Here is a 12,230-nt window from a genome sequence, read left to right on the forward strand (position 1 = left end):
TTAGCCCACGACCAGGTTAAGGAGTTTACCCGGCACGTAAATCACTTTACGCACGGTAACGCCATCAAGGTATTTCGCGACCAGGTGTTCCTGGCCTGCACGTTCACGCACCTGTTCTTCGGTCGCGTCAACGGCCACGGTGATTTTACCGCGTACTTTACCGTTCACCTGGACGACGACCAGCGTGGTGTTTTCTACCATCGCTTTTTCGTCAGCCACCGGCCACGGTGCGTTGTCGATATCGCCTTCACCGCCCAGCTCACGCCACAGGGTGAAGCTGGCGTGCGGCGTGAACGGGTTGAGCATACGCACAACCGCCAGCAGCGCTTCCTGCATCAGGGCGCGATCCTGCTCACCTTCTACCGGGGCTTTTGCCAGTTTGTTCATCAGCTCCATGATCGCCGCAATGGCGGTGTTGAAGGTCTGACGACGACCGATATCATCGGTGACTTTGGCGATAGTTTTATGAACGTCACGGCGCAGCGCTTGTTGATCTTCGCTCAGCGCATCGACGTTCAGTGCCGCAACCGGGCCCTGAGAGGTGTGCTCGTAAACCAGTTTCCAGACACGTTTCAGGAAGCGGTTAGCCCCTTCGACGCCGGATTCCTGCCATTCCAGGGTCATATCCGCCGGGGATGCAAACATCATGAACAGACGCACGGTGTCTGCGCCGTAGCGCTCAACCATCACCTGCGGGTCGATACCGTTGTTTTTGGACTTGGACATTTTGCTCATGCCGGTATACACCAGCTCATGGCCCGCCGCGTCCTTCGCTTTCACGATACGACCTTTCTCGTCACGTTCAACGATAGCATCAACCGGAGAAACCCAGTTACGCTCACCGTTCTCGCCAACATAGTAGAAGGCATCAGCCAGCACCATGCCCTGACACAGCAGCTGTTTAGCCGGTTCGTCAGAGTTCACCATGCCTGCATCGCGCATCAGTTTGTGGAAGAAGCGGAAGTAGAGCAGGTGCATGATGGCGTGTTCGATACCGCCAATGTAGATATCTACCGGCAGCCAGTAGTTGGCCGCATCGGAATCCAGCATGCCTTCCTGATACTGCGGGCAGGTGTAACGCGCGTAGTACCAGGAAGATTCCATAAAGGTGTCAAAGGTGTCGGTTTCACGCAGCGCAGGCTGACCGTTAACGGTGGTTTTCGCCCACTCAGGGTCAGCTTTGATTGGGCTGGTGATGCCGTCCATAACCACATCTTCCGGCAGAATAACCGGCAGCTGATCTTCTGGCGTTGGAATAACGGTGCCATCTTCCAGGGTTACCATCGGAATCGGCGCGCCCCAGTAACGTTGACGGGAAACACCCCAGTCGCGCAGACGGTAGTTCACTTTACGTTCGCCCACGCCCATTGAGGCCAGTTTGTCGGCGATGGCGTTAAAGCCGTCTTCATAGCTCAGACCGTCGAATTCGCCGGAGTTGAACAGGGTGCCTTTTTCGGTCAGCGCCTGCTCGGAGAGATCCGGTTTCGAACCGTCTGCCGCCAGGATAACCGGCTTGATGTTCAGACCATATTTGGTAGCGAACTCATAGTCGCGCTGATCGTGACCCGGAACGGCCATGACCGCGCCCGTGCCGTATTCCATCAGAACAAAGTTAGCCGTCCAAACCGGAATGGCTTCGCCGGTCAGCGGATGAATCGCTTTAAAGCCGGTGTCGACGCCTTTTTTCTCCATGGTCGCCATATCGGCTTCGGCCACTTTGGTGTTACGGCATTCATCAACGAAAGCCGCCAGCGTCGGGTTATTGGCAGCAGCCTGCTGAGCCAGCGGGTGGCCTGCGGCGACAGCCAGGTAAGTACAACCCATAAAGGTGTCTGGACGGGTAGTGTAGACGGTCAGCTTATCGGCGTAGTCGTTTACGTCGAAGGAGATTTCCACACCTTCGGAACGGCCAATCCAGTTGCGCTGCATGGTTTTCACCGTGTCAGGCCAGTGATCCAGCGTATCCAGGTCGTTCAGCAGTTCGTCAGCGTAAGCGGTGATTTTGATAAACCACTGCGGGATCTCTTTACGCTCAACTTTGGTATCACAGCGCCAGCAGCAGCCGTCGATAACCTGTTCGTTCGCCAGTACGGTCTGGTCGTTCGGGCACCAGTTGACCGCAGAGGTTTTTTTGTAGACCAGGCCTTTTTTATACAGTTCGGTGAAGAATTTCTGCTCCCAACGGTAATATTCCGGGGTACAGGTCGCCAACTCGCGGCTCCAGTCATAGCCGAAGCCCAGCATTTTGAGCTGGTTTTTCATGTAGGCGATATTGTCATACGTCCACGGAGCCGGTGCCGTATTGTTTTTAACCGCGGCACCTTCTGCCGGCAGACCGAACGCATCCCAACCGATCGGTTGCAGCACGTTTTTGCCCAGCATGCGCTGATAACGGGCGATCACGTCACCGATGGTGTAGTTACGCACGTGGCCCATGTGTAGTCGACCAGAAGGATAAGGAAGCATCGACAGGCAGTAATACTTCTCTTTGCTCTCGTCTTCAGTTACTTCAAAGGTACGCTTCTCGTCCCAATGTTGCTGGACTTTCGATTCTATCTCTTCCGGGCGGTATTGCTCTTGCATGGCAGCCAGTGGTCCTGTTTTCAATACAGCTACGATGTAGCCAATGGATGTGGTAATCAGATCCGCATAGCATAGCCCAAAGCGCATCGTCAAAACAGCCTTTCACACATTATGGCGATGAAAAGCCCGGACACGGATTTACGAACTCTGTGGGGTAGCTGACAGAGTAGTGAAGAAATAAGGTCTATTATAAGAGTAGGTTAACTGCCCGGGAGAGGAAACAATGAACAAGGTTGCTCAATTTTACCGCGAACTGGTGACGACGCTGACCGAACGTCTACGCAACGGCGAGCGTGATATCGATGCGCTGGTGGAACAGGCGCGTGCGCGGGTTATTCAGACCGGCGAGTTAACGCGAACGGAAGTGGACGAACTGATTCGTGCCGTCAGGCGCGACCTGGAAGAGTTCGCTATGAGCTACAGCGAAAGCCAGGACGATGAAGAAGACAGCGTATTTTTACGCGTCATCAAAGAGAGTATCTGGCAGGAGCTGGCGGATATCACCGATAAAACGCAGCTGGAATGGCGCGAAGTCTTTCAGGATCTCAATCACCACGGCGTGTATCACAGCGGTGAGGTGGTAGGGCTTGGCAATCTTGTGTGCGAGAAGTGCCACTTCCACCTGGCGGTATATACGCCGGACGTGCTGCCACTGTGCCCGAAATGCGGGCATGATCAGTTCCAGAGAAGGCCGTTTGAGCCCTAAGGATGTGTGCCGGATGCGCTACGCTTATCCGGCCTACGATATGGCTTCTCCGTAGGCCCGGTAAGCGAAGCGCCACCGGGCGTTTATGAAGGGTAAAAGGCCAATCTTTCCGCCAGCAAATCTACAAATCCCTGACGATCCACATCAACCATCACGCGCGCGTTTGGCTGATTGCCGGTGAGGAAGTAGTAATCCACCACCGTCATGCCCTGGGTATATTTCCCCTGCGTTTCCACGCCAACCCAACGCTCTACCGTGGTAAACAGCTCGGGTTTCAGTAGCCAGGCGATGGTGCACGGATCGTGCAGCGGCGCGCCGACAAAGCCCCATTTCTCATCTTTGTGATACTCGAAGAAGAAATCGAGCAGCTCGGCAACGATGGTGGAAACCGGGTTTCCAATGGCGCGGAATCGCTCCGTATCTTCGATGTGAATTTGCGCTTTGTGGGTGACGTCCAGACCTGCCATCACCACCGGAATGCCAGACTGGAAGACAATTTCTGCCGCTTCCGGGTCAACATAGATATTGAATTCAGCGGCAGGCGTCCAGTTACCGAGGCCCATTGCCCCACCCATAATCACAATTTGCGCAATCTTCGCGTGCAGTTCCGGGTGGCTATTAAGCAGCAGGGCGACATTCGTTTGTGGGCCGGTGGAAACAATCGTAACCGGCTGGTCGCATTCGCGCAGGGTTTTCGCCATTAACTCAACGGCGGTACAACTCAGCGGGGCAAAACCGGGTTCCGGCAGCGTTGGGCCATCAAGACCGCTTTCTCCGTGTACATTATCGGCAATAATCAGTTTACGCATCAGTGGCTTAATCGCACCGCCCGCCACCGGAATATCGGTACGTTTCAGCAGCGTGAGCATGCGCAGCACGTTACGCAGGGTTTTGTCCGGCGTTTGGTTTCCGGCGGAGGAGGTAATGGCTTTGACGTCCAGTTCCGGGGAGGCGAGGGCCAGCACGATGGCAATGGCATCGTCGTGTCCTGGGTCGCAGTCGAGTATGATTGGGGTTGCCATAGTTACTCCTTGTCTGGTCAGGTATTTTTTTGCGACAAGGGTAGCGCTGCGTGGCAATGCATTCGAGGAGATGTGCAGAAAAGCGTGAAGCGGCGCGCACTCTGAAGCACGCGCCGAAAAGATTAATGCAGAATTTTCGCGAGGAAGTCTTTGGCGCGTTCCGATTTCGGGTTGGCGAAGAAGGCCTCTTTCTCGGAGTCTTCAACGATTTTCCCTTCATCCATAAAGATCACCCGGTTCGCCACTTTACGGGCAAAGCCCATTTCGTGGGTTACCACCATCATGGTCATGCCTTCGTTGGCCAGTTCAACCATAACGTCCAGTACTTCGTTGATCATCTCAGGATCGAGCGCTGAAGTCGGCTCATCAAACAGCATCGCCACCGGATCCATACACAGCGCGCGGGCGATCGCCACACGTTGCTGCTGACCGCCGGAAAGCTGGGACGGGAACTTATTGGCATGCGCGGAAAGGCCCACGCGCTCCAGCAGTTTTAGCCCTTTTTCGCGGGAGGCGTCTTTATCGCGTTTCAGCACTTTTACCTGCGCCAGCGTCAGGTTTTCGATAATCGACAAATGCGGGAACAGCTCGAAATGCTGGAACACCATCCCAACCTTCGAGCGCAGAGATGCAAGGTTGGTTTTTTTATCGTTAACCTGAATCCCGTTCACCAGGATCTCGCCTTTCTGTACCGGCTCAAGGCCATTCACCGTTTTAATCAGCGTCGATTTCCCGGAGCCTGACGGGCCGCAGACGACCACGACTTCACCTTTTTTCACCTCGGTGGAGCAGTCGGTCAGCACCTGAAATTGACCATACCATTTAGAAACATTTTTCAGGGTAATCATTGAACTGTCCTTCTTTTCAAGTAGCTGACCAACAGCGAAGCACTCAGGCTAATCACAAAATAAACGGCGCCGGTAAACAGGATCATTTCGACCTGGGTTCCATCACGCTCACCGATGGTGGACGCGGTACGGAAGAAATCGGCAAGACTTAAGACATACACCAGCGAGGTATCCTGGAACAGGACGATCCCCTGGGTGAGCAGCAGCGGCACCATCGCGCGGAACGCCTGCGGCAGAATGATGAGCTTCATTGACTGCCAGTGGGTCATCCCGAGTGCCAGTGCGGCGCTGGACTGACCGCGCGAAATACTTTGAATACCGGCGCGGATAATTTCCGAGTAGTAGGCGGCTTCAAACATCGAGAACGCCACCATCGCGGAGATCAGGCGGATATCGGTTTTCGGCGAGAGCCCCAGCACATCCTGCAGCAGCCCCGGTACAATCAAATAAAACCACAGCAGTACCATCACCAGTGGGATGGAGCGGAAAACGTTAACGTAGGTTTTAGCAAACCAGGAAATCGGCGCGAAGGTCGACAGGCGCATCACCGCAAGGATGGTGCCCCATACAATACCGACGATCACAGCCGTTACGGTAATTTTCAGCGTTACCACCAGCCCGGCAAGCAGATAGGGCAGGGAAGGAACGATGGAACTCCAGTCAAACTCGTACATTATTTGCCTCCCATATTGCCCGGCAGGCGAACTTTACGTTCCACCAGAGTCATCACCAGCATAATGAAGGCGTTGATCAAGACATAAGCAAGGGTAATTGCGGTGAACGATTCCCAGGCGTGGGCCGAGTAATCCAACAGTTTACCTGCCTGCGCCGCCATATCGACCAGGCCGATGGTCGAGGCGATGGCGGAGTTTTTCACCAGGTTCATCATCTCTGAGGTCATCGGTGGCACAATAACGCGGTAGGCGTTCGGCAGGAGCACATAACGATAGGTCTGCGGCAGGGTTAAGCCCATCGCCAGGCCGGCGTTTTTCTGCCCACGTGGCAGCGACTGAATCGCTGCGCGTACCTGCTCGCACACGCGTGCCGCGGTAAAGAGGCCAAGACAAATCATCGATGAGAGGAAGAACTGAATATTGGGATCCAGCTCTGCTTTAAACCACATCCCCAGATCTTCCGGCAGCAATTCCGGCACGACCAGGTACCAGGTAAAGAACTGTACGATCAGCGGGACGTTACGGAAGAGTTCAACGTACAGCGTGCCGATACCCGAAAGAAAGCGGTTAGGGACGGTACGCAGGATGCCGAACAGGGAGCCAACGAAGAAAGCGATAATCCAGGCGGTAATCGACAGGGCGACGGTGACCTGAAAACCACTCCATAGCCAGCCAAGATAGGTGGTGTTGCCGAACGGGGCTTGCTGCAGAAAGATCCCCCAGTTCCAGTCTATTGACATAAATCTACTCCAGAAAAAAAAGGGTAGCAGTGCTACCCTCGAAGATTGGTGAACGGCGTACTGCGATATTCGGGCCCGGCGGGGAACGACCGCCAGACCTGTAGTCTGTCCGTGCTATTCAACAATCGAGAGGGCAGGTAGTCCCGCCCTGGTTGTTATAGTTAGTTCAGAGCTTTGTCATTCGGTTCTTTAAACAGCGCCTTCATCTCGTCAGAGAGTTCAAAGTTCATGTTCAGGTTTTTCGGTGGGATTGGGTTTTTGAACCACTTCTCAAACCATTTTGCTGACTCGCCGGAGGTTTGCGCCTGGGCGATGGTGTCATCCATCAGCTTTTTAAAGTCCGGATCGTTTTTACGCAGCATACAGCCGTAGGCTTCCTGCGACTGAGGCTTGCCGACGATCTCCCAGTTGTCTGGTTTTTTCGCTTTCGCGCGCTCACCGGCCAGCAGGGCGTCATCCATCATAAATGCCACCGCACGACCGCTTTCCAGGGTACGGAAGGAGTCACCGTGGTCTTTAGCGCTGATGATGCGCATATCCATCTTCTGTTCGTCATTCAGCTTATGCAGCAGAATTTCAGAGGTGGTACCGGAGGTTACAACAACCGCTTTGCCTTTCAGATCCGCGAAGTCTTTAATATCGCCGCCTTTTTTGGTCAGAAGACGAGTACCGACGACAAAGATGGTGTCAGAGAAAGCCGCTTGTTTCTGGCGTTCGAGGTTGTTGGTGGTCGAGCCACACTCAAAATCGAAAGTGCCGTTTTGCAGTAGCGGGATACGGTTCTGGGAGGTGATAGGAATCAGTTTGACCTGAAGGTCTGGTTTGTTCAGCTTCTTCTTCACGGCTTCAACGATGGCGTTGGAGTAATCCTGAGAATAGCCGACCACTTTTTGCTGGTTGTCGTAGTAAGAGAACGGAACGGAAGATTCACGGTGTCCGACAACGATCACGCCGTTTTTGGCGATTTTGTCCAGGGTGCTACCTGCTGCCGGCGCATCTTCTGCGTGTGCCGCCCCGGCGCATAATCCCATCGCCAGCATAGCAGCGGTCAGTTTACGTAATTGCATATCCAACTCCTTTATCCTCTGCGTCATCGACGCATAGATACCCATTGTGATGTTTGTGTTGTTATCGTCTGCAATTTCAGCGTGCAGCGTTATCTGTGTTTGTTAACATTTAGTGTGGCTTAATGTAAAGAATTTGCTGATTTATTGTTTATTTTTGCGAACTGCACCGCACCGTTTTGAGGCAAAAATCGCAGATTGCACTAAAGAGGTGCTACCGGTGATTCGTTTTGGTGCTACCAGGTTGCGCTCATGCAGAATTCGTTACTGCCTGTATTGATTAAGCAATTGGCGTGCCAGAATGGGGAGTTGGGGGGCACGCTGATGCCCTTATCCCGGCCCTCTCCCACAGGAAGAGGAAGAAAATCCGCGCAGGGCGTAAAAAGGGGGGCGAACAGTCCCCTCTCCCCGTGGGAGAGGGGTAGGGTGAGGGGATTACTTCCGACGCTGACGCAAACTCATCACCAGCGCACCAAAGCCAAACAGCGCGGTGAGCGCCCACAGCGGCCAGTTGCCGGTGCGTGCATACGGCGTTAAGCCGGTCGTTGGTGTCACGGTGGTGGTTAACACCTGGCGGGTAAATTGTGGAATCATCGCCTGAATCTCGCCCTGCGGGCCAATTACGGCGGTGATGCCGTTATTGGTGCTGCGCAACAGCGGGCGAGCCAGCTCCAGCGAACGCATACGCGCCATCTGGAAATGCTGCCACGGGCCGATTGACTTACCAAACCACGCATCGTTAGAGATGGTCAGCAGGAAGTCTGTATCCGGGCGGAAATTATCGCGCACCTGCTCGCCGAGAATAATCTCGTAGCAAATTGCCGCCGTCAGCTTCAGGTTGTGCGCCAGCAACTGTGGCTGGACATAAGCGCCCCGGCTGAAAGAGGACATTGGCAGGTCGAAGAACGGCGCCAGCGGGCGCAGAATCGATTCCAGCGGGACAAACTCACCAAACGGGACGAGGTGATTTTTATTGTAGCGATTCTTCGATTCGTAGCTGTACGGGCTGTCTTTACCCAGCGTGATGATAGTGTTGTAGGTATCGTAACGGTTCTGCTTATTCAGACGCGCGTCAACGATACCGGTCACCAGCGTGCTGTCTTTAGAGCGCAGCAGATCGTCCATCATGCGCAGGAAGTTCTGCTGATTAATCTCCAGATCCGGGATTGCCGATTCCGGCCAGATAATCAGTTGCGATTTACCCATCTCTGGCTGCGTGGCATTGAGATAAATTTTCAGCGTATTAATGAGCTGATTTTCATCCCACTTTAATGACTGCGCGATATCCCCCTGCACCAGAGAAACCTGTGTCGCGCGCTGTGGTTCAAGCTGATACCACTGAATGTAACGCAGCGGGAAGGGCAGCGCGAAGAGCACGATGGCAACAACCGCAGGACGCCAGTTACGGGTACAGGCCGCGAGCACCAGTAAACCGCTGACTGCCATCAGCAGGAAGTTAATCGCTTCGACACCCATAATCGGCGCAATGCCTTTAAGTGGGCCGTCAATCTGACTGTAGCCAAACTGCAACCATGGGAAGCCGGTCAGCACCCAACCGCGCAGGAATTCAGTGATTTGCCATACCACGGGCGCAGCAATGGCGACGCGTATCCAGGTGGCTTTTGGCCACAGGCGCGACAGAATACCGCTAAACAACCCGGTATAAAGCGACATATAAGCAGCCAGCAGCGCCACGAGGAAAACGTTAATCGGCCCTGGCATACCACCAAACTGGGCGATGCTGACATAAATCCAGTGAATACCTGAGCCGAACAGCCCCAGCCCCCAGAAGTAGCCAATCCAGGCGCTTTGTAGTGGGCGGCGATTGAAGGTGAGCCCTTGCAAGCCCATTAAGGAGATGAGCGCGGCAGGCCAGAAGTCATAAGGAGAAAAAGCCAGCGTACCGCTGGCTCCGAATAACAGCGCCAGCAGTAAGCGCACGCGCTGGCGTTCAATAAGAGAGGCAAATACCATTTAGGCGAAATGTCCTGTTAGTTTAGTCTTCCATTTTCGGCTGTGGCGCGTCATCAGGAAGTTTGACATGAACCTGAATGATACGGCGGCTGTCCGCCATTGCCACTTTGAATTGGTAACCGTCGATGTCGATGGTCTCGCCGCGTGCCGGCAGATGACCAAACGCCTGCATCACCAGCCCGCCGATGGTATCGACTTCTTCATCGCTGAAATGGGTGCTGAAGGCTTCGTTGAAATCTTCGATAGAGGCCAGCGCGCGCACCGTCCAGGTATGGCGGCTGAGCTGACGGAAGTCGATATCATCTTCTTCGTCGTACTCATCTTCAATTTCACCGACGATCAGTTCCAGAATATCTTCGATGGTGACGAGGCCGGAGACGCCGCCAAACTCATCGATAACAATCGCCATGTGATAGCGCTGCGAGCGGAACTCTTTGAGCATCCGGTCAACCCGTTTGCTCTCAGGCACGACAACCGCCTGGCGTAACACTTTGTCCATGCTGAAGGCTTCGGCATCGCTGCGCATAAACGGCAGCAAGTCTTTGGCCATCAAAATCCCTTCGATGTGATCTTTGTCTTCGCTGATCACCGGGAAACGGGAGTGCGCAGATTCGATGATGACGTCGAGACATTCATCAAGGGTCTGGTTACGTTTCAGGGTAATCATCTGGGAACGCGGGATCATGATATCGCGAACGCGCTGGTCGGCGATGTCCATTACCCCTTCGAGCATATCGCGCGTATCTTCGTCGATAAGGTCGTTCTGCCCGGAATCACGGATCAGCTCCAGCAGTTCGTCGCGGTTTTTCGGTTCACCGTGGAAAAGCTGGCTGAGTAAGAGGGAGAAAAATCCCTTTTTGCTGCTTACTGTGTCACTACTGTGTGAATTGTCGTCGCTCATGGCGTCGTTTGGGTTCTCATGGTTAGTTAATCTGGGCCGCCACGCGCAAACTCAGCGTTGGGCGGCAATAAGGCACTGACGAGCCGAAGCCCGACAGTTACTCTTTCTCGGCAATGTACGGATCCTCATAGCCCAGAGCAAGCATTATCTCCGTTTCGATGCCTTCCATCTCTTCGGCTTCGTCATCTTCGATATGGTCGTAGCCCAGCAGATGCAGGCTGCCGTGCACCACCATGTGCGCCCAGTGGGAATCAAGCGACACATTCTGCTCTTTGGCTTCACGCTCAACCACCTGACGACAAATGATGAGATCGCCCAGCAGCGGCATCTCCATTCCCGGCGGTGCTTCAAACGGGAAAGAGAGCACGTTGGTTGGCTTGTCCATCCCGCGATAGGTCAGGTTGAGTTCATGGCTTTCCGCAGTATCCACCAGGCGAATCGTCACTTCTGATTCTTCCTGAAATTGTGGGATAACGGCATCCAGCCATGTCTGAAATTGACTTTCGTCGGGCAGACCGGTGTTGTCTTCACAGGCCAACTGGAGATCGAGGATCACCTGACTCATTTCTGCTCCTGTTCCTGAGCTTCGCGTTTTCTTTCCGCAGCCAGCTCAGCTTTACGTTTTTGTTCTGCTTCCTCCCAGGCTTCATAGGCGTTAACGATACGCGCCACGACCGGGTGACGTACCACGTCTTCGCTGTGGAAGAAGTTAAAGCTGATTTCATCGACGTTCGCCAGCACTTCAATGGCGTGGCGCAGGCCGGATTTGGTGTTACGCGGCAGGTCAATCTGGGTAACGTCGCCGGTGATCACCGCTTTCGAGTTAAAGCCAATACGCGTCAGGAACATCTTCATCTGTTCGATGGTGGTGTTCTGGCTTTCATCGAGAATGATAAACGCGTCGTTCAGCGTGCGCCCGCGCATGTAGGCCAGCGGGGCCACTTCAATCACGTTGCGCTCAATCAGTTTTTCCACTTTCTCAAAGCCGAGCATCTCGAACAGCGCGTCGTACAGTGGACGCAGGTACGGGTCAACTTTCTGGCTTAAATCCCCCGGCAGGAAGCCGAGCTTTTCACCGGCTTCTACCGCCGGACGCGTGAGCAGAATACGGCGGATTTCCTGACGTTCCAGCGCATCGACTGCCGCCGCTACCGCCAGATAGGTTTTACCGGTACCTGCCGGGCCCACGCCGAAAGTGATGTCGTGATCAAGAATATTGGCGATGTACTGCGCCTGGTTCGGCGTACGCGGTTTAATCACGCCGCGTTTGGTTTTGATATTGACCGCTTTACCGTACTCCGGCACGCTTTCGGCGCTCTGTTCCAGCACGCGCGCTTCTTTAATGGCGAGGTGGATTTGCTCCGGTTCGATATCCTGAATCTGGCCGCGCATCGGAGCGGTGTCGACATACAGACTGCGCAGAATATCTGCCGCAGCGGTGACGCAAATCGCGCGTCCGGTGAGTTTGAAATGGTTGTCACGACGGTTAATTTCGATGCCCAGTCGCCGTTCAAGCTGTTTGATGTTGTCATCAAACGGGCCGCAAAGGCTCAGCAAGCGGGCGTTGTCTGCTGGTTCTAGCGTAATTTCGCGAGTGTCTATGTTCAAACTGTTCCTCTTTCATGTTTGCCGGAAAGCAATACGCGTATCCGGCCTACGATTAGGCTCATCCCGACAATCGGGTCATCATTGATGAAATTATTCACGCCAGCGAATAA

Annotated in this window: 11 protein-coding genes; 1 reads left to right on the forward strand and 10 read right to left on the reverse strand. The window is 54.2% G+C overall.

Annotated features, from left to right (window positions below; genetic code table 11):
- Positions 1–2,583, reverse strand: a complete 2,583-nt coding sequence (gene leuS / locus DBY68_RS05980) for a leucine--tRNA ligase (RefSeq protein WP_108474103.1) — start codon at positions 2,581–2,583, stop codon at positions 1–3.
- Between the two features lie 223 nt (positions 2,584–2,806).
- On the opposite strand from leuS, the gene DBY68_RS05985 reads away from it, so the two are divergent.
- Entirely contained in the window at positions 2,807–3,289 is a 483-nt protein-coding gene (locus DBY68_RS05985; protein ID WP_108473927.1) for a zinc ribbon-containing protein, read from the forward strand.
- Between the two features lie 83 nt (positions 3,290–3,372).
- Here the strand turns inward: DBY68_RS05985 and rihA are convergent, their stop codons facing one another.
- The 9 genes from rihA to DBY68_RS06030 form a co-directional block, all read right to left on the reverse strand.
- Positions 3,373–4,311 (reverse strand): pyrimidine-specific ribonucleoside hydrolase RihA, encoded by a 939-nt coding sequence (gene rihA / locus DBY68_RS05990; RefSeq protein ID WP_108473926.1) that lies wholly within the window; start codon positions 4,309–4,311, stop codon positions 3,373–3,375.
- A gap of 122 nt (positions 4,312–4,433) precedes the next feature.
- Positions 4,434–5,159: an amino acid ABC transporter ATP-binding protein gene (locus DBY68_RS05995; RefSeq protein ID WP_108473925.1), complete on the reverse strand. Its 726-nt coding sequence runs from the start codon at positions 5,157–5,159 to the stop codon at positions 4,434–4,436.
- On the reverse strand, positions 5,156–5,833 hold the full coding sequence (gene gltK, locus DBY68_RS06000) for a glutamate/aspartate ABC transporter permease GltK (RefSeq protein ID WP_108473924.1): 678 nt from the start codon (positions 5,831–5,833) through the stop codon (positions 5,156–5,158). Before gltK ends, DBY68_RS05995 begins: the two co-directional genes overlap by 4 nt.
- The gene (gltJ, locus tag DBY68_RS06005; protein ID WP_015965369.1) at positions 5,833–6,573 is read right to left on the reverse strand and encodes a glutamate/aspartate ABC transporter permease GltJ; all 741 of its coding nucleotides are present in this window, start codon (positions 6,571–6,573) and stop codon (positions 5,833–5,835) included. The genes gltK and gltJ overlap by 1 nt, the downstream gene beginning before the upstream one ends.
- A gap of 161 nt (positions 6,574–6,734) precedes the next feature.
- Positions 6,735–7,640: an amino acid ABC transporter substrate-binding protein gene (locus tag DBY68_RS06010; RefSeq protein ID WP_108473923.1), complete on the reverse strand. Its 906-nt coding sequence runs from the start codon at positions 7,638–7,640 to the stop codon at positions 6,735–6,737.
- 432 nt (positions 7,641–8,072) lie between these two features.
- Positions 8,073–9,611 (reverse strand): apolipoprotein N-acyltransferase, encoded by a 1,539-nt coding sequence (gene lnt, locus DBY68_RS06015; protein ID WP_108473922.1) that lies wholly within the window; start codon positions 9,609–9,611, stop codon positions 8,073–8,075.
- 22 nt (positions 9,612–9,633) lie between these two features.
- Positions 9,634–10,512, reverse strand: coding sequence for a CNNM family magnesium/cobalt transport protein CorC (gene corC, locus DBY68_RS06020; protein WP_015965366.1), 879 nt, complete (start codon positions 10,510–10,512; stop codon positions 9,634–9,636).
- Positions 10,513–10,609: 97 nt separating this feature from the next.
- The gene (gene ybeY / locus DBY68_RS06025; protein ID WP_108473921.1) at positions 10,610–11,077 is read right to left on the reverse strand and encodes an rRNA maturation RNase YbeY; all 468 of its coding nucleotides are present in this window, start codon (positions 11,075–11,077) and stop codon (positions 10,610–10,612) included.
- On the reverse strand, positions 11,074–12,120 hold the full coding sequence (locus DBY68_RS06030) for a PhoH family protein (RefSeq protein ID WP_108473920.1): 1,047 nt from the start codon (positions 12,118–12,120) through the stop codon (positions 11,074–11,076). The genes ybeY and DBY68_RS06030 overlap by 4 nt, the downstream gene beginning before the upstream one ends.
- Between the last annotated feature and the right edge of the window lie 110 nt (positions 12,121–12,230).

The organism is Pseudocitrobacter sp. RIT415 (genome assembly GCF_003057695.2).
GTDB lineage: Bacteria > Pseudomonadota > Gammaproteobacteria > Enterobacterales > Enterobacteriaceae > Pseudocitrobacter > Pseudocitrobacter faecalis.

Coding starts and splice junctions, on each gene's coding strand:
- leuS (WP_108474103.1), bottom strand. CDS start 2,583: ATGCAAGAGCAATACCGCCCGGAAGAGATAGAATCGAAAGTCCAGCAA.
- DBY68_RS05985 (WP_108473927.1), top strand. CDS start 2,807: ATGAACAAGGTTGCTCAATTTTACCGCGAACTGGTGACGACGCTGACC.
- rihA (WP_108473926.1), bottom strand. CDS start 4,311: ATGGCAACCCCAATCATACTCGACTGCGACCCAGGACACGACGATGCC.
- DBY68_RS05995 (WP_108473925.1), bottom strand. CDS start 5,159: ATGATTACCCTGAAAAATGTTTCTAAATGGTATGGTCAATTTCAGGTG.
- gltK (WP_108473924.1), bottom strand. CDS start 5,833: ATGTACGAGTTTGACTGGAGTTCCATCGTTCCTTCCCTGCCCTATCTG.
- gltJ (WP_015965369.1), bottom strand. CDS start 6,573: ATGTCAATAGACTGGAACTGGGGGATCTTTCTGCAGCAAGCCCCGTTC.
- DBY68_RS06010 (WP_108473923.1), bottom strand. CDS start 7,640: ATGCAATTACGTAAACTGACCGCTGCTATGCTGGCGATGGGATTATGC.
- lnt (WP_108473922.1), bottom strand. CDS start 9,611: ATGGTATTTGCCTCTCTTATTGAACGCCAGCGCGTGCGCTTACTGCTG.
- corC (WP_015965366.1), bottom strand. CDS start 10,512: ATGAGCGACGACAATTCACACAGTAGTGACACAGTAAGCAGCAAAAAG.
- ybeY (WP_108473921.1), bottom strand. CDS start 11,077: ATGAGTCAGGTGATCCTCGATCTCCAGTTGGCCTGTGAAGACAACACC.